This is a genomic window from Isosphaeraceae bacterium EP7 (genome assembly GCA_038400315.1).
In the GTDB taxonomy this organism is placed as follows: domain Bacteria; phylum Planctomycetota; class Planctomycetia; order Isosphaerales; family Isosphaeraceae; genus EP7.
Genome location: CP151667.1, coordinates 5797784 through 5817705 on the forward strand (window position 1 = coordinate 5797784; position 19922 = coordinate 5817705).

The 19922-nt window shown below is 65.9% G+C and carries 17 protein-coding genes; 9 read left to right on the top strand and 8 right to left on the bottom strand.

What is annotated here, in order from left to right; all coding sequences use genetic code 11:
- The first annotated feature begins 20 nt into the window (after positions 1–20).
- The 5 genes from EP7_RS22920 to EP7_RS22940 all read left to right on the top strand — a co-directional run bounded on the left by EP7_RS22920 (position 21) and on the right by EP7_RS22940 (position 4042).
- Positions 21–1436, top strand: a complete 1416-nt coding sequence (locus EP7_RS22920; protein ID WP_463524470.1) for an IS701 family transposase — start codon at positions 21–23, stop codon at positions 1434–1436.
- A 74-nt stretch (positions 1437–1510) separates the two neighbouring features.
- Positions 1511–2026, top strand: a complete 516-nt coding sequence (locus tag EP7_RS22925; RefSeq protein WP_463524471.1) for a helix-turn-helix domain-containing protein — start codon at positions 1511–1513, stop codon at positions 2024–2026.
- An 8-nt stretch (positions 2027–2034) separates the two neighbouring features.
- Positions 2035–2577 (top strand): transposase, encoded by a 543-nt coding sequence (locus EP7_RS22930; protein ID WP_463528419.1) that lies wholly within the window; start codon positions 2035–2037, stop codon positions 2575–2577.
- Between the two features lie 418 nt (positions 2578–2995).
- Positions 2996–3430, top strand: coding sequence for a winged helix-turn-helix domain-containing protein (locus EP7_RS22935; RefSeq protein ID WP_463524473.1), 435 nt, complete (start codon positions 2996–2998; stop codon positions 3428–3430).
- Positions 3431–4042: a transposase gene (locus EP7_RS22940; RefSeq protein WP_463524475.1), complete on the top strand. Its 612-nt coding sequence runs from the start codon at positions 3431–3433 to the stop codon at positions 4040–4042.
- An 82-nt stretch (positions 4043–4124) separates the two neighbouring features.
- Here the strand turns inward: EP7_RS22940 and EP7_RS22945 are convergent, their stop codons facing one another.
- Together EP7_RS22945 and EP7_RS22950 are read right to left on the bottom strand one after the other, a co-directional pair.
- The gene (locus EP7_RS22945; RefSeq protein WP_463524476.1) at positions 4125–4595 is read right to left on the bottom strand and encodes a hypothetical protein; all 471 of its coding nucleotides are present in this window, start codon (positions 4593–4595) and stop codon (positions 4125–4127) included.
- Positions 4596–4766: 171 nt separating this feature from the next.
- The gene (locus EP7_RS22950; RefSeq protein ID WP_463524478.1) at positions 4767–6773 is read right to left on the bottom strand and encodes a protein-L-isoaspartate(D-aspartate) O-methyltransferase; all 2007 of its coding nucleotides are present in this window, start codon (positions 6771–6773) and stop codon (positions 4767–4769) included.
- A 1454-nt stretch (positions 6774–8227) separates the two neighbouring features.
- Here EP7_RS22950 and EP7_RS22955 point away from each other — a divergent pair.
- The 4 genes from EP7_RS22955 to EP7_RS22970 all read left to right on the top strand — a co-directional run bounded on the left by EP7_RS22955 (position 8228) and on the right by EP7_RS22970 (position 12424).
- Positions 8228–9490, top strand: a complete 1263-nt coding sequence (locus EP7_RS22955) for an aldo/keto reductase (protein ID WP_463524480.1) — start codon at positions 8228–8230, stop codon at positions 9488–9490.
- Between the two features lie 238 nt (positions 9491–9728).
- The gene (locus EP7_RS22960) at positions 9729–10097 is read left to right on the top strand and encodes a response regulator (RefSeq protein ID WP_463524481.1); all 369 of its coding nucleotides are present in this window, start codon (positions 9729–9731) and stop codon (positions 10095–10097) included.
- A 225-nt stretch (positions 10098–10322) separates the two neighbouring features.
- Positions 10323–11774, top strand: coding sequence for a DUF2271 domain-containing protein (locus EP7_RS22965; protein ID WP_463524483.1), 1452 nt, complete (start codon positions 10323–10325; stop codon positions 11772–11774).
- Between the two features lie 74 nt (positions 11775–11848).
- A complete protein-coding gene (locus EP7_RS22970; RefSeq protein ID WP_463524484.1) occupies positions 11849–12424 on the top strand; it encodes a PepSY-associated TM helix domain-containing protein in 576 nt (191 codons plus the stop codon).
- A gap of 7 nt (positions 12425–12431) precedes the next feature.
- On the opposite strand, the gene EP7_RS22975 is transcribed toward EP7_RS22970, so the two are convergent.
- The 6 genes from EP7_RS22975 to EP7_RS23000 form a co-directional block, all read right to left on the bottom strand.
- Positions 12432–14540 (bottom strand): VWA domain-containing protein, encoded by a 2109-nt coding sequence (locus EP7_RS22975; protein ID WP_463524485.1) that lies wholly within the window; start codon positions 14538–14540, stop codon positions 12432–12434.
- Between the two features lie 31 nt (positions 14541–14571).
- Positions 14572–14700: a hypothetical protein gene (locus EP7_RS22980; RefSeq protein ID WP_463524486.1), complete on the bottom strand. Its 129-nt coding sequence runs from the start codon at positions 14698–14700 to the stop codon at positions 14572–14574.
- Positions 14701–14731: 31 nt separating this feature from the next.
- Entirely contained in the window at positions 14732–15625 is an 894-nt protein-coding gene (locus EP7_RS22985; RefSeq protein WP_463524487.1) for a DUF58 domain-containing protein, read from the bottom strand.
- Between the two features lie 67 nt (positions 15626–15692).
- Positions 15693–16721: an AAA family ATPase gene (locus EP7_RS22990; RefSeq protein ID WP_463524489.1), complete on the bottom strand. Its 1029-nt coding sequence runs from the start codon at positions 16719–16721 to the stop codon at positions 15693–15695.
- 55 nt (positions 16722–16776) lie between these two features.
- Positions 16777–19092: a glutamine amidotransferase gene (locus EP7_RS22995; RefSeq protein WP_463524490.1), complete on the bottom strand. Its 2316-nt coding sequence runs from the start codon at positions 19090–19092 to the stop codon at positions 16777–16779.
- Positions 19007–19861 carry a VWA domain-containing protein gene (locus EP7_RS23000; RefSeq protein ID WP_463524491.1) on the bottom strand — a complete coding sequence of 285 codons (855 nt, stop codon included), beginning with the start codon at positions 19859–19861 and terminating at the stop codon, positions 19007–19009. Before EP7_RS23000 ends, EP7_RS22995 begins: the two co-directional genes overlap by 86 nt.
- Positions 19862–19922: the final 61 nt, after the last annotated feature.

Sequence of the window (19922 nt, forward strand, 5' to 3'; positions counted from 1 at the left end):
ACCGACTGGGAGTGACCGCCATGTCGCTCCTCGATCACCCCGACGCCCGCGCCATCCTGGCCGACTCCCTCCTGACGGCCGAGGCCGTCCGCGGCTGCGACGACCGTCTCACATCCTTCCTCGGGCGCTACCTGCCCCGCTTCCGGCGGGCCGAGCAGCGCCACAACGCCACCCTCGTCATCCGGGGCCTGCTCAGCGGCCTGCGGCGCAAGACCTGCGAGCCGATCGCGGTGGAGGCCGGCGTCCACCGCAAGCCGATCCAGTTCCTCGTCGGGGCCGGCCGGTGGGACGACGAGGCCGTCATGGCCGAGGTCCGGGGCCACGTCGCCGAGGAGTTGGGCGACGCGCGTGCCGTCCTGGTCCTCGACGCCACGACCTTCCCGAAGTCCGGGGCCGACTCCTTCGGCGTGGGCCGCCAGTGGTGCGGCCGGCTGGGCAAGCAGGAGAACTGCCAGCGCGGGATCTTCCTGGCCTACGCCGCGGCCCGCGGCTACGCCCCGCTGGACCGCCGCCTCTACCTGCCGAAGGACTGGGCGGCGGACGCCGCCCGGCGGGCCAAGTGCCACGTCCCCGAGGACGTCGAGTTCCGCGAGGGCTGGCGGATCGCCGCCGAGCTGATCGAGCGGAGCGGGCCGGGGGTGCCGCACGCCTGGGTCGTCGGCGACGACGAGTTCGGACGCCCGGCCCAGTTCCGCGCCTGGCTCAGGGGCCGCGGCGAGCGGTACGTCCTCGACGTGCCGAGCGACACGATCGTCCGCGACCTGGAGTGCGCGCCTCCCCCGGGCCGCCGCCCCGGCCACGGCCGCCCCTGGGCGGTCCCCTTCCGGCGCGTCGATGCCTGGGCGGCCGCCCAGCCGGCGGGCCGCTGGACCCGGCTGACGATCCGGGCCGGCGAGAAGGGCCCGCTACGGGTCGACGCGATGACAGCCCGGGTGCGGACGAGGCTGGAGCACCGGGTCGGGCCGCAGGAGCGGCTGGTGGTGATGCGCACCGTCGAGGCCGAGCCCGAGACGCACTACGCGCTGAGCGACGCGGCGGCCGACGTCCCGTTGGAGGAGCTGGTGCGGGCCCGGTTCGCGCGGCACCGGATCGAGGAGGTGTTCGAGGCGGCCAAGGGGGAGGTCGGGCTGGCGCAGTACGAGGTTCGGGGCTGGGTGGGGTGGCACCACCACGTCACGCTCTCGCTCCTGGCGCGGTGGTTCCTCTGCTGCGAGCGGCGGCGAGTCGGGGGGGAAAACCCGGGCCGTGACGGTGTCGCAGGTGCGCGAGGTGTTCGCCCGGCTGCTGCGCGTCCCGGCGCCGGGCCCCGAGCGGATCGCCGCGGAGGTGTCGCGCGTCCTGTGGCGGAAGGAGGCGGCGCGGATCGATCACTGGCACAAGGCCACCGGCGGCTTCCCGCCGCGCCGGCCGCCACCGGATACCAGTTGATCAGGTGAGACTTCGTTGAATCGGTGACAGTCCAACTAAGTAGGTCACCAGTAGTGATTGGACGACTCCCCGGAGTTGACCTATGGTTGCGATAGCCCCACAGAGGACTCGCGACCATGGCCCTGATCACACTCCAGCCGGCCGAGCGCGAGCACCTGCGCGGCCTGGCCCGTCACTCCGACGACCGCCGCGTCATCCACCGCGCCCTGGCCCTGCTGGACCTCGATTCCGGCCAGCCGCCGCTCGGCTCGGCGTCAGCCGATCGACCGTCTACAACTGGGCCGGCCGGTTCGCCAAGGAGCGAGATCCAAGCCCGTCGCTGGGCGATCGCCCACGCGCCGGCAGGCCGCCGGCCGCCAGGCGGGCCGCCGAAGAGTTGGCCGAGGCCGCCCTGGGGACGGATCCCCGCGCGGCCGGCTATCGCCACACCAACTGGACCGTGCCCCTGCTGCTGGCCCACCTGAACCGGGCCTCAGGCCAGCAGGCCAGCGGCACCACCATGCGGCGGGCCTTGCACGGGCTGGGCTATCGCTGGAAGCGGCCCCGCTTCGTCCTCTCGCGCCGATCGCCCACCTGGCGGCAGGCCAAAGGGGGCTGAGGCGCGGGCTGCCCGGACGCACGCGCACCGTCGTCCTCTTCTCCGACGCCACCATCCTCACCGAGACTCCGCCGCTGCGGGCCGCCTGGGCCAGGGCTGGCCAGCAGGCCGAGGTGCCGATCACCGGCAACCGCGACCGCCGCGTCCTCTTCGGCGCCATCGCCGTGGGCCGCGGCACGCTCCGCCTGGACCGCGCCGGGCAATGGAACCAGGACAGTTTCCAGAGCCATCTGCGGCACTTCCGCCCGACCTGGCGCGGCTGGCGGATCGTGCTGTTCCTGGACCGGGGCTCGCCGCACACGGCCAGGCGGTCGCGGGCCCTGGCCAAGCAGTTCTCCATCGAGCTACGGTTCCTGCCGACGGCGTGCCCGGAGCTCAACCCGATGGAGGGCCTGTGGCGCGAGATCAAGGGGCAGATCCTGGCCAACGAGCCGACGCCCGAGCTGGACGTTTCGCTGGAGCGTGCCGTCGATCACCTGATGGCCATGACCGGCAAACAACGACGCCAAACCGCGGGCATCCTCTCCGAGAACTTCTGGCTAGCCACTTAGGCTTGAATCGGTTCTGCCCCGCGAGCCTTCTTACCCGCGGCAGCCCATGAACGCCGATCGCAAGGCCAAGCTCCCGAAATGCCAACCGTTGCACAGCAGGACGACTGAATAGAAGCGACGAGTCAATCCCTTGCACGCTTCGCTCGGCCTCGGCCAAGAGGTGATGCAACAGTTCGTGACGTACAATTCCTCGCTCAAAAATCAACTCCGTGAGTCGCGTTGCGTCATCCAACAAGCCACCGATCCCGAGCGGGTCATCGCTAGCCAAATGAACTTGCGAACACATCCGAGTCATGTCGGCGATGGCGAAGGTCAGGTCCGCCCCGTCTTCCGGCTCGAACCGCGAGGCTGTTTGCAACTCTATTGACTCCAGCCTAGCCAACTGAACCGATAGGCTTTGCCATTCGTATCAGTAATCATGAGACCCATCGGCACCGCAGAAGAGCTCCAACGTCGCCGCATCCGGGCCGTCGAGCTCGTCGCCCAGGGCGAATCGCCCGACGACGTCGCCCACTTCGTCGGGTGCGGCCGATCCTCCGTCTACACCTGGGTGAAACTCGCCAAGGAGTCGATCGAGACGATCGCCGCCAAGCCCCACGCCGGGCCCAAGCCCCGCCTCGGCTCCGCCCAGTTGGAGCAACTCGAAGACGAGCTGAAGAAGGGGGCCGTGCACCACGGCTGGCGCACCGAGCTGTGGACCGCCGCACGTGTTGCTGACCTGATCGAGCGACGGTTCAGGATCACGTTCCACCCCGAGCACGTCCGCAAGATCCTCAAGCGGCGCCTCCGCTGGACCAGCCAGAAGCCCGAGAAGCGGGCCGAGGAGCGAGACGAGGAGGCGATCCGCCACTGAATGGGTCAGGAACTGCCCAACATCGTCCGCAAGGCCCGGCGACGAGGCGAGCAGCTGGTCTTCCTCGACGAATCGGGCTTCATGCAGGCCCCCACGGTGCGACGCACCTTCGCCCCGAGAGGCCAGACGCCGATCCTCCGACGCTGGGATCGCCACGATCGGATCTCGGCGATCAGTTGCATCACGGTCGGCCCGGCGAGGCGACGACTCGGCCTGTACTGCCAACTCTCGCCGGATGACACCAACGTGACGGGCGAGCGGATGGTGGAGTTCTTGCGAGAGCTTCGCCGTCAGCTGCCGGTGCCGATGCGGATCGTGTGGGACCGCGGCAACGTGCACGACAGGAGCAAGGCGGTGCGGGCATTCCTGGCGGAGCACCCGTCGGTGAAGACGGAGCGTTTCCCGTCGTACACGCCCGAGGCGAACCCCGACGAGGGGGTGTGGCAGGATACCAAGCACGGACGGCTGGCGAACTTCACGCCCGAGGACACGGCGGAGTTGCGTTCGGCGGTGAGCGGGGAGTTGACGAGGTTGCAGCGGAGTCCGAAGCTGCTGGCGTCGTTCATCCGGCACGCAGAAGTCCCGATCCGCCTACCCAAATCGTTCCGTTAGCTACGCTGGAGTCAATAAACAGGTAATCAGCCCATCCAGCGGATCGTGTTGACCCACGGAAGACACCAGGGGTCGGCTGAGATCAATGCTCATCTTCCACACGAGCCGCGTAGGACCTTCTGAAGGTATTCTGAAGGAAAAACCCTATGTGCGTCGCCGCCAATTCGACAGCCCAATTCTGAAAGCAATGCTCACCGGTCTCCTGCCCCATACGATAGAGGGCATGCATCCATTTCGTCAGGTAATGGAAGTATTGACCAGCCTGCTGCCACTCGAGTTGCGAATCCGGCCGCTGTCCCTCTCCTCGCTCATTCTGAGGCTTGCCGATGCGGAGGCCACCGCGGGTAGGATGCCGCTCGCCCTCTTCCTGGGACAGGCCGCGAATCCAACCCTTCCGTGGGTCGTCATCCCGATGGCGACCCAGAACATGATGCACCTGGTCGACGAGTGCCCGTGCAAACCGGAGATAACGGTCCTCGCCGGTTTGCCGAGCGAGGCCGAGGAAGTTACAAACGGCGAACGCGTCGGTCCAGAGATAGCGGCGAGGCTTCACCTTTCCGGAGACACCGGTGGCGTCCGCGAATTACTCCATCAGCGCCTGAGCGAGTTCGGCTCTCATGCCGCTTCTCGTGGCTTATCAGGCGGATCAGTCCAGGAAACTCGAGCGGATCCGTTCGTCGTGGCCGGCCGGGGGCAGATTCCATCGCCGGCCTCGCCAAAATCCTCACTCATCAATAATAGCAAATGGATGCGGAGGTTCGTGCGTGGCAGACTGTTGAGTCGTGAGCGGGTGAACCGCCGAGGTCCCGTCAAACCAGATCCACTCGTCGAACTGGTTGGGGAGCGAGGCATCGAAATAATGGCTTAGTCGCTCGGTTTCTGGGCGATAAATCACGCCAATGGCTCGCTCCAACCGCCTCTGCGTCAGTGCGGTGGTCAACTGCTGGTTGCGCGATTTTGCCAGCGGCAAGAAAAACGAATCCATCTCAGTCAGGTGCATCAACCGCTCGTAGCTGTCCGGAAGGGCGGGACGCACTTGTTTCACCTCCATCGCACCTTCCCAAGCCGAGGCGGCTGCCACAGTTCCATGGTCCGTCCCCTGTCCAATCGCGTAGACATCCTTGCCAAACGCCTGCCGGCAAAGTTGACCGACGTTAAGTTGCCCGTGTTTTCCAAACTGCGTGGCTGCCGCATTTCCCAGGTGAGAGTTGTGCTCCCAGATCACGGCTTTGGATCGGCCCCGGTACCGGCCGAGCAACAACCGCAATGTTTCGAACATGTGGGTGTCGCGGTGATTCCAGGACTCGTCGGACCCATAATACATGATCCGATAATACTGCTCGGCATCGGCCACCAGCCGGGCGTTCAATTGGGCGTCGAACAAGTCCTCACCGTCGCGGACGGAGGCCTCCACTCGACGTTGGGTCATCTCTCGGAGCATCCGCACGACTTCGGTTTCGCAGCTGTGATACTCCCCGGTCAACGTCGCCCGACCGTAGGTGGCGGGATCCCCTTCCCAGGGCGTCAGGCATCCATAACGGACCCGTGCCACGGCCGCCGCCTGGGAATCGACGCGGTCAAGATAGTCCAGCACACAATCCACCGAGGTGAACAGGCTGTATAGATCGAGACCGTAAAATCCGACCCGTCGCTCCGGCAATCGCTGTTGCAGGTTGTAATCACGAAGCCAGTGAATGAAGTCGAGCACTTCCTGGTTGCGCCACATCCATGTCGGGAATCGAGCGAACGCCTCCCAATCGTGAGGCTCATCACGCTCTTTGTGAGTGACAAAGTCGTGAATCCGGTATGCATCGGGCCAGTCTGCCTCGACCGCGACAAAATCGAAGTTCTTCCGCTCGATCAGTGCCTTGGTGATCTCGGCTCGGATGCGATAAAATTCCGATGTTCCGTGACTCGCCTCGCCAATCAACACCAAGCGTGCATCGCCGATCCGATCTAGGAGAGGCTGCAAGTCTGCGTTTTCTATCGAAGAAAATGGCTCCGCGGCGTTCCGAATCAATTCGGGTAGTCCCATCGACGCTTTGGTCGGCCGTCTCATGATATTAGGCCGCTTGCTCTCACCTTCCTCCTGCCAACCGGCTTCGCCGATCAAGGGGACAAATCGAACGGCCCCCAACTCTTCATACTCGAAATCATCGTCTCCTCGTCGGATCGCGCGAATCAGCTGTTGGGTGTCTTGCTCCTCACCGACGGGAATCACGAGACGTCCGCCGATACGGAGCTGTTCCAGGAGAGCATGCGGGATCCCCGGACCGCCCGCCGCCACAACGATCGCATCAAACGGGGCCTCTTCTGGCCAGCCACGAGTACCATCTCCCCAGAGCACGTGGACATTCCCGTAGCCCAACCGCTTGAGTCGCTCCCCCGCCGATTCGGCCAATGCTTGATGCCGTTCGACCGTGAACACTTCTTTCGCGATCTGCGACAGGATCGCCGCCGCGTACCCCGAACCGGCCCCAATTTCGAGAACCCGCTCGTCAGGCGACAGTTCCAGCGCCTCGGCCATATGCGCCACGATCAAGGGCTGCGAGATCGTCTGTCCGGAGCCGATCGGTAGTGGCGCATTGCGGTAGGCGAATTCCTTCATTTCCTCGGACACGAACGATTCCCTAGGGACGATACGCATCGCATGCAGGACGGCTTCGTCTCGAATCCCGAGAATCCGCAGTTCGTGCTCAACAAGCCGTTCTCGTTGCCGCTCGAAACTCATTTGAGTCACTCGATGTGGTTCCGGGACATGCCGAGTTGGGTTTTTGCTCGAAAGATGCTCGCTAGTGGGCAGGGTCCGCACCGGCTTCCCTGTCTCTCGCCTTGAGTTGTCCGTCCTTCGAAAACAAATCTGCGCTACGCCGCCGACATCGCGGCCGGTGTGCCAGCTGCGTTCGACCTCGTCCAACATTACTAATAAGTGAATCTTACTCTTGAGTCCATCTCGAGTCTACTCATGACATGAGATTTTCGATGGATAGGGGGGGGACTTCCGCTCGTTCCCCATGGCCTTTGCATATCGCCCAGTCCGCCGTGCGGGTGGTCCTGTTATACCCAGCCCGCCATGCCTAGATCTTTGAACAGGCATGTACTACAGCCGCAAGATCCCGTTCTGGGATATGCGCTCGCCGACACAGCCGTCCGTTGCAAAACGACCAATGGCGCCGGCCGAGAGTTGGCGTGCGACCGCGGGGCATTTCGTTGCGAGGCCAACCTCTCCTCGTCGCAGCGGTGATCGTCCCTCCTGTAGTTGCCCCCCCAGCCCTCGCGGCGAAGCAGAAACGAGAGACGGCGATAAGCGGATCGCACGTGTGCCCGTCCAGATCGCGTAGTTGCCCCACGCAGGCCGTAAGGCGAGCTCACCGGCGGAAAGGCCATCGCCGGGCAGCCCCGGGGTACCGCTCATCCAAGGCGTCAGCCAATAGGCCCTCGACGACTTCGCGACGCCGGGCGGGAGTATCCTTTTTTGACATGTTGTCCCGAAGCATCGCCCTGTCGAGGCTCAGGTCGGCGACAAGTTACTCGAGCTCCCGGTCCTCCTCCTCGAACTGCTCCGGCCGCTGAAACTCGCCGATGCCCATCCCACCCCACCGAGATGGCTTCTTCCTTCGCAAATAGAGGTGACCTGGCTGACGACCGGCTCGACCGACCTGACAACCCCGGCATGACCCAAGGCGAAGGCGATTAGTTCTCCAGTGAACTTACGCTTCCACATGGTTCCGTCCTCCGGTCCGAGGCCGACCAATCCCATAGATGTTCTTAAATACAAACGACTCGATTTCGGGTCAATCGAATCCATCGAACGGGACTGCTTCGTGACATCCCCGATGATGTACGGCAAACTCGGACCGCTCTCGGGCCGCCGAGTCAACGACGATCATGTCGAATAACCGAACACGAAGCCCCGTGAGGAAAGGCCCAGACACTTCCGATTAGGAGGATTTTGCCGAGCATAAAATGAATAGCGCAATAGCTTCATCGGGAGATCATGGTGATGGAGGAGGTCCTGGCCCGAGTAATCCAGGATTCAGGCGCCGGCGAATCACCCTGGACGGGGAGCTGACGGCGTGTTCCAATTAGCAGTCCGCTCGGGCGGGCTAGGCCGGGTGGTCGGCCGGAAGGGTCTGATTTTCCGCGGCGAAGGGCCACCCGCCGCCGATTGCGGAGTCGATAGAGATGTCTCAGGTCGAGACCAGCGGCAGCGATCGGCGTAGCTTCCTCCAGGCCGGGGCAGTCGCCACCGCCGCGGCGCTCGGCGCCGGGGCTTCCAGGGCCGAGGCCCAGGCCCCCGAACAGGCCAAGCCCGCGAAGCCGACCGTCCTCCCCATGCGAACGCTGGGCAGGACGGGCATCCAGATGACGATGCTGGAGATGGGCACCGGGGCCCTCCGCGAGCGCGGCGTGCTCGACCGCATGCTCCGCCAGTCGTACGCCAGCGGCGTGCGGACCTACGACACCGCCAAAGCCTACGGCACCGAGCCGGGCTTCAAGCGCTGGTTCGAGCAGTCGCCCGAAGTCCGCAAGGAGATCGTCCTCGTCACGAAGGACGTGCCCAAGGCCCCCAAGGACATGATGGCCCAGCTCGACGAGCGCCTGGCCGCCATGGGCACCGACTACGTCGATCTGTTCTTCATCCACGGGCTGGGCGACGATCAGTCGAGCGTCGACTCGGCGATTAAGTTGGTGACGAGCAAGGAGTTCAAGGAGGCCGCCGACGCCATTCGCAAGTCCGGCAAGGCCAAGTTCCTCGGCTTCTCCACCCACCACCGCAACCGCGCCGAGATCATTGAGGCCGCTGCCAAGGCCGGCTACATCGACGCCGTGATGCTCCAGTACACCCCCTGGCTGGAGAAGGATTCGCCGCTGAACAAGGCGCTCGACGTGGCCCACAAGGCGGGCGTCGGCCTCATCTCGATGAAGCAGGTTGCCGGCCAGTTCCCCGAGAAGCCCAAGGTCAACATCCTCGACGAGGTCGCCAGGCGAGTGCCGATGCTCGCCGAACGGAAACTGACCCCGTATCAGGGCCTGCTCCAGGCGATCTGGACCGACGAACGCATCAGCGGCTCGTGTGTGTCGATCAAGACGGTTGACCAGCTTCGCGACAACGCCGACGCAGCCCGCCGTTACGAGCCCCTGAAGGCCGCCGAGATCGACCAGCTCCGCGACGCCGCACTCGCCTTCGGACCGACCATGTGCGCCGACTGCGACGGCCGCTGCTCCACGGCCGCCGGCACCAAGGCCGAGCTGGGCAACCTGACCCGGTTCTACACCTACCACGAGCACCACGGCCTGCGCTCCGAGGCCCGCAAGCAATACGCCGCCATGGCCGGCGACGCACGCGACTGGGCCGGCGCCGACCTGGAAGCCGCCCGCAACGCCTGCCCTAATAAGCTCAATTTCGCCGAACTGCTCCCCCGTACCGACGATCTGCTCGCCTGATCAGTCTGCGATGAATCATGAATCACGCCCGCCTTCGCCTCGATCACGGGTGAAGGCGGGCGTTTTTGTTGATGGGTTTCGTACTCGGATCGGGGCGCCCGGCCCGCCCGATCGCGCCAGCTGCCACGTCCCGACCGGCAGGCCTCGGAATGCCTCCCCTGCATTGCGGAATGCCCTCCCTGGTTGCCGAAAGAAAGGGCGGTCAACCGCCTTCGGTCCTCGTGAGGAGCCCGCATCGATGAATCGCCCCGAGTTGCTGGTGGTCGACGACTGCGAGAGCACCCGCCAGGTCCTGGGTACCATCTTCCGCAGCCTGGGGTGGTCGGTCACCCTGGCGGCCACGCTTGCCGAAGGGATGGCGGGCCTGAGGCAGTCCCCCCGTTGCGTGATCCTCGACCTGGGCCTGCCCGACGGCGCCGGCGAGTCGATCCTGAAGACAGTGCGCTTCGACATGCCGCATACGCGTGTGGCCGTCTGCTCCGGCCTCGACGATCCCCGGCGGCTCTCGACGGTCCGCGACCTGAAGCCTGATCTGATGCTCTGGAAGCCCTACGAGTTGGCCCCCCTGATGCAGCTCTGCGAGGCCGCCCTCGCCGCACCCGCCTGACACCCGCCCGCGCCAAGGATTGGCAACGCGGCCCCCTTGCGAGTACGATCGTCGATGGTCCCGATGGGCCAGGTCGACCCGATTCGTGCACGCGAGGGATCCGCAATGGGGCCAAATTTCCTACGTCGGCCTCGGCCGACGGTTGCTCTCGGGGCGATGCTGGCGCTCGCCCTCGTCGCCTCACCCCTCCGGGCGGACGAATTCAGATTCCATCATGAAAACGTGATGGGCACCTCGCTCGAGCTACGCGTGAGGGCCGACGACATCGGCATCGCCTCGCGCGCCGAGCAGATGGTCCTGGCGGAGATCGACCGCCTCGCCGCGATCGTCAGCACCTATGAGCCGACCAGCGAGCTGAGCCGCTGGAGATCGGCCGGCCCAGGAGCGGCTCCCCAACGCCTCTCGGCCGAGCTTCACGATCTCCTCGCCACTTCGGACGAATGGACGAACGCCACCGGAGGCGCGTTCGACCCGCGAGTCGAGGCCGTCATCCAGCTCTGGAAAGTCGCCAGCTCCGCCCCTCCGTCGGATGCCCAGGTCCAGGCGGCCTTGCGGCGAATGAAGCCTCCCGCCTGGCGACTCGATCCGAAGACGAAGACGGCCGAGCTCCTCACCGACTGCCCGATCACCCTGGATGCCATCGCCAAAGGAGAGATCGTCGGCCGTGCTTGCGACGCCGCCTTCGACGGCGTGCCCGGCCTGCACGGGCTGCTTCTCAACGTCGGCGGAGATCTCCGCGCCCGCGGAAATGAGACCTGGCGGATCGGCGTCGCCTCGCCCAGTCAAGATTCCGAGACGAGCGCCCCGCTGTGCCTCATCGAGATCAATGACGTTGCCGTTGCGACCAGCGGCCGCTCGCAACGAGGGTTCACCGTCGGCGGTCGGCGAGAATCGCACATCCTGGACCCCCGCACGGGCCTGCCCGCGCGGAGCATCGACGGCGCCACCGTGATCGCCCCGCGTTCAATCGATGCGGACGCCCTGGCCACCGCATGCAACGTGCTCGACCCGGCCGCCAGCATCAAACTCGCCGAGTCGATCCCCGGCGTCGAATGCCTGATCGTCGAGTCGAACGGCCGGATCCATCAGAGTAAGGGTTGGGCCCGATACGAGGCAGTCGCGTTCGCCTCGGCCAGGGAGGTCGCCCTGCCAGCCGCCGAGGAGAAGGCCGCCGAGCCCGCGACCTGGGGCGTCGATCACGAGGTGGTGGTCGAGTTCGAGATCGTCAAGCCGGCCACCGAGCAGGGACGGTACCGTCGGCCCTATATCGCCGTCTGGGTCGAGGACAAGGACGGACAGCCGGTGCGGACCCTGGCCCTCTGGGTCTCGCAAGGGGGCGCAGGGCCGTTCCAGTGGCTGCCCGACCTGCGCCGATGGTTCGCGGCCGACCAAGAGCGGAAGAAGTTCGACAAGACGGACATGGTGCTCACCATCTCCAGACCGACCCGCCCGCCCGGCAAGTACTCGGTGATCTGGGACGGCAAGGATAACAAGAAGAAGCCGCTGGGCCCCGGCCAATACACCCTCTGCATCGACTCGGCCCGCGAGCACGGCACGTCCGAATCGATCCGCCAGGAGATCAACGTCGGCGGCGATACCTTCCGCGTGACCGCCGAGGGGAACGCCGAGGTCTCCTCGGCCGCCTTCGAGTACCGGGTCAAGGCGGTGAAGAAGTGACCGAGGACTCCCCACGGCCGAGACTGCCGCGACGCTCGAAATGGCGCAGTTTCAGCATACGCATCGCGTCGACCATGCGATGGCTGCATATTTACCTGTCGATGCTCGGGCTGGCCGTCACCCTCTTCTTCGCCGTCACGGGGCTGACCCTGAACCATCCGCAATGGTTCCACACTGAGAGGCGGATCGAGGCCGAGGGAACCATCGAGGGACGCTGGCTCACCCCCCGCCCCGGTGCCGATGGGGCGACCGACGACGTCGCCAGGCTCGAAATTGTCGAGCACCTGCGGGCCAGCCAGGGCTTCCGCGGTGCGCTCGCCGATTTCCGCGTCGACGACCGCGAGTGCTCCGTCACCTTCAAAGGTCCCGGCTACTCCGCCGACGCGTTCATCGACCGCGAGACAGGACGCTACACGGGAAGCCAGACCATCCACGGCCTCGTCGCCGTGCTGAACGACCTGCACAAAGGGCGGGACACCGGCCCGGCCTGGTCGTGGCTCATCGACGTCTCGGCCGTCGTCCTCGTCGTCATCTCGCTGACCGGCCTGATCCTCCTTTTCTACCTGAAGCTACGCCGCCGCCCGGGCCTGGTTGTCGCCCTGGTCGGATTGATCCTGTCCGTCGCCGTGGCCTACCTGTGGGTCCCCTGAACGGGCCTCAGAGGTAGACCCGGCGATTGTAGATATACCACTCGACCAACAGGACGCCCAGGGCCAGCAGTGCCAGCGGCTTCCACCAGTCGACCCGCGCCGGGGCGCTCTGCCTCGACCCCGACACCGGGTTGTAGCCGATCTTGATCTTATAAGCGTCGGCCTCCGCCTCCGTGGCGCCCGCGGGCACCAGACCACGGGGGGAGAGGTCGGCCTCGCGCGGGTCGAACTGGTTCACGGCGTAGCCCTTCCCACCCCTCGGCGTCCAGCTCGCCCGGTAGAATCCGGTCCGGTCGGTGGCGTTGATCACGAACGTCCCCTGAGTCGTCTTCGGCAGGGTCGTCGTCCGCCCCGATGGATCGGTCAAGTTCACCGTCTCGGTCGCCGCGTCCGCCCGCAGCACGATCGGCTGGCCCGGCGGATGGGCCTCTTCACCCACGGCCTCGCCCACGTTGCCCAGCAATTGCAGGGCGTTGTACAGGAAGAGCGGAAAGCTGTATTTCAGGACCCAGTCGGTGTTGAACTCCTTGCCGTCGACCAGGCTGAACGTGATCACCGCGTCGGCATATCCCCCTGCCCTGGGGGCCAGGAAGGCCAGCGGGCCGCCGTTCCCCTCGATGAGCACGGTCGAGCCCGCGGGCGGCTCGACGGCCAGGGCCTTGGAGATCCGGATCGTCGGCAGGTCGCGGATGAACTGGAGGAGCGGGTGGCCGACGTTCCAGTCCATCACGATCGGCGCGGTGACCGGCGTCGACTTCGCATAAGCAGGGCCCGGGGGTAATGCACCGAAGTAGATGGCGTTCGACTCGGGATCGGACGTCGGGGTCACCCGGTCGAAGATCGCCAGATCATAGGCCCCCGACGCCAGGTCGCGGGCCACCGGGTCGGTTTTGAGCGCATCCGGGCCCACCACCTCGACGTCGGCGCGTTCCTCGGCCAGGGAAGTCTGGAGCGTGTCGACCAGGTAGCGATTGCCGGGTGTGACGACGAGCACCTTGGCCTGCCGCAGGTTGCCGACGAGGGCGAACGCGCGGTCGTCGAGCGGTTGCGCGTCCTTCAGGTCGAGCCTCACCTCGAGCTCGGCGCTCCCCGCGTCGGGCAGGTCGAACTTGAACGACTGCTCCCCCTGCGCGGGCAGTTTCAGGTCGATCTCATCGACGAGCGTCCCCTCAGCCGAGGGCTTCAAGGGGTCGTGCCGCAGCAGCCTGGCCCGAGTCTCGACGTCCTCCCCCTTGAAGTTGCGTACGCGGCCGAAGACCTGGAACTCCTCGGGCTTGTCCTCATTTCTGCCCGCCTGAAGGGCCAAGATCGCCACGTTATCCGACGTGGGCGTCCTGGAAGTCGCCACGGGGGTCTCGCCGTCGGCGGCCGTGGCGTTAGGCGGGGACGGGGGGCCGATCACGACGACCTCGGGCTCCAGGTTCCCCAGGCTGAAGCCCTCGACGTCGGCGAAACCGCCGTCGGTGTAGATCAGGAGCTTGGGTGCGACGATCGACGTGGCGGCCACCCCCTCGATCATCTTCGATGGATTGGCCAGCCCGGCCGCCACCTGCAACGCCTCGCGCAGGGAGGTCGACGCTCGGGTGGGCTCGATCGCATCAATGCGCCGGACCAACTCGCGGCGGTTCGCGGTGTAGTTGGAGATCACGCGGGCACGGTCGCTGAAAGCGATGACCATCGCCAGGTCATTCTCCTCCATCGACTCGACCACCTTGCGTGCCTCCGCCTTGGCCCTGGCCAGCCGGCTGGGCGCGATGTCGGTCGCGGACATGCTCGCCGATTGATCTATCGCCAGCACGAACCGCCGTCCCTCACCGGCGGACCCGTTGAACCTGGGGCCCGCCAGGGCCAGCATCGCCAGGGCGACGGCCAGGAGCTGCAGGAACAGCAGGAGATTGCGCCTGAGCTTCTGGAAGAGGCTGTTGACGTGCATGTCTTCCATGCTCCGCCTCCAGAGCAGGGTGCTGGGCACGCGCACCGGCTTGCGCCTGAGCTTCAAGAAATAGAGCGCGATGATGCCCACCGGCACGCCCGCCGCGATCGTCCAGGCGGCCAGGTCGAGCGGGCTGGCGAATTGCAGCCCCGAGGTCGGCAGTCGCAGGCCCAGCGCGTTCATCGAGGGCTCCCCTCGCGGGATTGGTGCGTGCTCACAAGTCGGGCTCGCGATCCGGCTCGCCCGGCCTCAGCCCGTGCCGCTTGCGCAGCATGGTGTAGAGCAGGTAGGCCAGCAGCAGTCCGGCGGCGGTGTAGAAGACGAACGGGTCATTGATCTTCATCGGTCCATCCAACGTCGTACGCCGGGCCGCGTCAGCGGACCAGGCCACGCTCGCGCAAATAGTTCAGGACAAGTTGATCGAATGGGTTGTGCGTCGTGGTGAAGATGTAGGTGATGCCACGCTTGGTGCACCACTCCTTCAGGCCGCCGACGAAACCGTCGAGGGTTTGTTTGTAACGCCTCAGGAGCGGTGCGCTGATGGTGATCTCGGCCTCGTCATCGTCCTCGCTGTCCACCAGGCGTAGGTCGCCGACGAGCTCCGGCTCGACCTCCTCGCGGCTCAGGACATGGATGACGTAGATGTCCATGTTGCGTGCCAGCAGGTAGCGCAACGCATCGGAGTATCCGCGTTTGTCGAGGAAGTCGGAGATGACGACCACCACCCCCTTGCCGGAATGCTTGATGGCGAACGACTTGGCCGCCGCCGTCAGGTCGCTCCCCCCGGAGGCCGACAGCCGGTCCAGGTACTGCACGACCCGGTACATCTGCGACCGTCCCCGCACACCCGGAAGGCCAACCTCGAGGTTGCTGGCGAACGTGTCCATCATCACCCGGTCGTGGTTGACCAGGCCCACGAAAGACAACGCCGCGGCCACCTGCTTGCCGTAGTGCAGCTTGGTCGGGTCGCCGAAGTCCATCGACAGGCTGGTGTCCAGGAGCGTGAAGATTTGCAGGTCTTCTTCTTCCATGAAGAGCTTGAGGAACAGCTTGTCCAGCCGCGCGTAGACGTTCCAGTCGATGTGCCGCAGGTCGTCTCCGGTCGAGTAATTCCGGTGGTCGGCAAACTCCACGGAAGATCCACGCTGCTTGCTCTTGCGCTCCCCCTTCATCCGGCCCGCGAAGATCTTCTTGCTCACCACCTCAAGCTGCTCGAGCTTGTGCAGGAACTCGGCGGAGAGCAAGGGGACCGGCGTGGTGGCGGGCATCGTCGGGGTTCTCCGTCGGCCAGGGATCGTCTCGCTTCGCAGCCTTGAATCGAATCGTGGGCCGGGCTCAGCTCGCCTTCGCCAGTTCCTCGGCACGCTCGGGCACCGCTTCCAGCACCTTCAACAGGACCTGGTCGGTGGCGATCCCCTCGGCCTGAGCCTCGAAGTTCAGGAGCACGCGGTGCCGGAGGCTGGGCAAGTAGACGCGGCGGATGTCCTCGAAACTGACGTTGTACCGCGAGTCGAGCAGGGCTCGCACCTTGGCCGCCAGGACCAGCGTCTGCGCGCCACGCGGGCTGGCTCCCCATCTTACATATTGATTGGTCGCCGCGGCGGCGTAGGGTCCCTCCGGGTGGGTGGCCAGGACCAGGCGGATGGCGTAGTCCTGCACGTGGGGCGCCACAATCACCTCGCGTGCCAGCCGCTGCATCCTCAGCAGGGTCTCGCCGTCGATGACCTGGGTCACCTTCGCCTGCTCGTTGCGCGTGGTCCGGTCCAGGATGGTCGTCAGTTCCTCGCGGGTGCTGTAGCCCACGGTCAGCTTGAACAGGAACCGGTCGAGCTGCGCCTCGGGCAGCGGATAGGTCCCTTCCTGCTCGATCGGGTTCTGAGTGGCCATCACGAAGAAGGGGGGCCGCAGCTTGTGGATGGTGCCGCCGACCGTGACGGAGCGCTCCTGCATGGCCTCCAGCAGTGCCGACTGGGTCTTGGGCGTGGCGCGGTTGATCTCGTCGGCCAGCACGATCTGGGAGAAGATCGGCCCACGCTGGAACTCGAAGACGCGGCGGCCGTCGGGGCCTTCCATCACCACGTTGGTGCCGATGATGTCGGCCGGCATCAGGTCGGGGGTGAACTGGATCCGGTTGAAGTCGAGCGTCAGGGTCTCGGCCAGGGTCCGCACCAGCAGGGTCTTGCCCAGACCGGGAACGCCTTCCAGCAGTGCATGGCCGCCGACGAACAGGCATGTCAGGACGCCGTTGACGATCTCGTCGTGGCCGACGATCACCTTGCCGATCTCGTCTTTGACTCGTTTGTAGGCGTCGCGGAACTCGTCGGCGCGTGCTTCCATGGTCGGGTCCTGGGCATCGGTCGCCATCGTCTCGGTCCTCGCGGCTTGGTTCGTCGGGGCGTCGGGGATGGGCCGTCTTCGATCAAGGATTTGGAGGAGTCCTGGGCGGGTCGTCGCCCTTGGCGCGATCTTCCCAGACCTTCTGCTTGGCCTTCAGGAGCCGGTCGGTATAGCTTTCGGGTTGCTCGGACTTGGGGTCGACCCCCATGCCGGACTTTTGCTCGGGCCCTCGGGGCTTCGGCTCAGCCGGGCCTCGTTTCAGGGGCGTCTCGCCCAGCAACGGCTCGCCGGACGGGGCGGAGGGTTGCGGCTCGAACCGGTTGGTCGATCGGCTTCGCTCGATCTGCTCGCCCACCTCGGCCTTGCGCCCCTTAAGCTTCTCCATGTACTCGGTCGACGGCTGCACTTTCTCGCCCCGAATCCTCTGATACTGGTCGCCCGCAAACTTGCGGATCCGGTCGATATCGGGGGCGATCCGACGCACGGCGACATCGGCCAGGAAGACGATCAGGGACCACCAGAGCAGGGCCGGCCAGAGGTCCTGGAAGGCCCTGGGCATCTCGACCCCATCTCGGCGGAAGGCGTTGGTCCCGCCCAGCGTCAGGGGGACGTCGACCGATCCGTCCTTGCGAAACTTCCAGGATAGGACCTCTCCGTCGGTCAAGCTGGCGAGGGTCTCCAGGTTAGGGGCGTTGGACTTCAGCTCGCGGTACTCATCGGAGTAGGGGACCGAGACGCCCGAGGAGATCACCCCCTGCACGCCGTCGGACCCGCGATAGCCCAGATTCACGAAGTAGTTCCCGCTCGCGTCCGCCTCCTCGATGGTCGCCTCATAACGACCGGGTGCGGTCTGGGCCAGCTCGACCGTCCCGCGCTTCAGCGATGGGCTGACGATATTCCCCTGGAACTGGAGGAAGTTCAGGAACTGGTTTTCCTTGTCCAGCGCGTCGACCACCACCTTGATCCGCCCCTGCTCGCGTCGCACCGAAAGCGTGAGGTTCCCCCGATCGACGGGCCGCATGCTCCAGCGGATGACCTGCGACCAGAACGCGGCGTAGTTCTCCCAGTCGGGCCATGAGGTGGCCCAGCGGCGGCCCGCGTCGGAGGTGAAGGCCACCGACCGGCCCAGACCGTAGGTCCAGTGCGCCAGGATTGGGTTCAACTGCCCGCCGGGGAGCGGCGACGTGATCGGGATCTCGACAAGCTCGCTCTCCTTCGGGCTGGTCAGCACATAACCGCTGATGGGGGGTAGCTGCTGCGGCAGTCCGGTGACGGGCTCGCTGGTGAAGGCGAGCGTGGGGCGCCAGGGGGGCTTCTGCTCGAAGATCAGCGGGCGCGAGATGATCCGCGCCTCTTTCTGGTAGATGCGCGGCAGGGCCTTGTTGTTCGTGACGTTGTAGAACCGCCCCTTCGTCTTGGTCGCCAGGTCGCGCATCACGAAGGTTGCGCCCTGGTCATTGCCGTGGGCGGCCGTCAGCACGGCCGTCACGGTCACCTTGTTGGCCCTCAGCAGGTTGATCGTTTGCGCCGTGGGCGGCGAGGGGTCGCCGTCGCTGATGACGATGATATGCCGGGTCATCGCGTCGGTCAGCTTGCCCAGCGCCCTGGCCGACATCTGCAGCGAGGGGTCGAAGGCGGGCATGTCGCCGGGGGTCATCCGGTCGATCGCCCGCAGCATCCGGTTCTTGCCGCCGCCGATAGCCTGCAGGGAGAAGAGCCAGGCTTCGCTCCCCTCCCAGTGCAGCATCCCGGCGTAGTCGTAGCTGGACATCGTCTTGATCGCTTCCTGCGCCACCACCTTCTGCCAGTAGTTCCCCTCGGCGATCTCGCTGGCGTGCATGATCAGGACGAGTGCCCCCTTGCCTTGCACCCGCAGGGCCTTGATCTGCATGTCGACGGGCAGGGCCTTCTCGACCGGCGTGTTCATCCAGCCGCCGGCGCCGAAGCTGTCGGGGCCGCCCAGCATCACCAGGCCCGCGCCCATATCGTGCACGTTCGACTCGAGCAGCGTCTGCTGGGCCTCCGTCAGCGCGTCCTTGGACACGTTTCCCAGGATCACCGTGTCATAAGGCTGGAGCTGCGCCAGGTCGACCGGCAGTGCGTCGCCCCCCTCGTCGCCGCCGCCGCCCACCTTGGGGGCGGCCAGCACGGTGACCTCCATCTTCTTCTCGCGCAGGGCCTTCACCAGCTCGTTGTGCTCGCCCCGCGTCCCCTCGATCAGGAGGACCTGGGCGGTTCCGCGGGCGTGGGTAAATCCTTCGGCCACGTTGTTGATCGCCCGCCGGTCGCCGCTCCCCTTGCCCGGGTTGAATTCAGCCGTGAACGTATAGAAATTCGGCTCGGTGATGAGCTGCTTCAGGGTGAACACGTTCACCCCACGTTTCAGCTCGACCGGCACCGGCTTCTCGTTGCCGGGGCGCGGGGGCGCGATAGTTGTCGGCCTTCTGGAAGACTTGCAGCGTCCCGCTCGTGGGGGCGTTGGCCCGCACCACGACGTTGATGTTGACGGTCTCCCCCTTCTTCACGTCGGGGGGGAGGCTCACCTTCTCGACGAGGACCTCCTCGTCATACGAGTAGTCGATCGGCAGCACGTCGATCGGCACGCCCAGGTTCTTGGCCGAGAGCGCCTGCTCGACCGCGTTGCCCCGGTTCTCGTTGCCGTCGGAGAGGACCACGATCCGCCTGGCGGTGTCGCCCGGGAACGTCGCCAGAGCCAGCTTGATCGCCGCGGCCAGGTCGGAGTATTCGGGGTCGATCGTGCTCTCGATCCCCATCGACAGGTTCGACTCGATGGGCGCCGGCGGCGACTCGACGCGCGGGGTCTTGCCGAAGACGACCACACCGGAAAGATCGTCCGGCCCGCGCTTCTTCGACTCTTCGGTGACGTACTGCAAGGCCGGCCCGCGCATCTCGCGCGGGATGCTCTCCGAGGCGTCGACGACGAACAGGGTCGTCAGCCGCTCGCTGCGGCGGACCGCCTGCAACTCGGCCAGGGCCAGCACGACCAGAGTGACGACCGTCCCCCGCAGCGCGATCGCCAGCAGCCGCCGCACCCGGCCCAGGCCCGACAGCCCTCGGTAGCTGAACAGGATCAGCGGGGGCAGCACCAGGGGGAGCAGGAGCAGCCAGAGCGGGCGTCCGGCGTTCAGCGACAGGCTGCCGACCATCAGGCCACGTCCCCCTTCTGAAAGAAATCGCCCTCTCCATTGACCACCGAGCATACGCCCG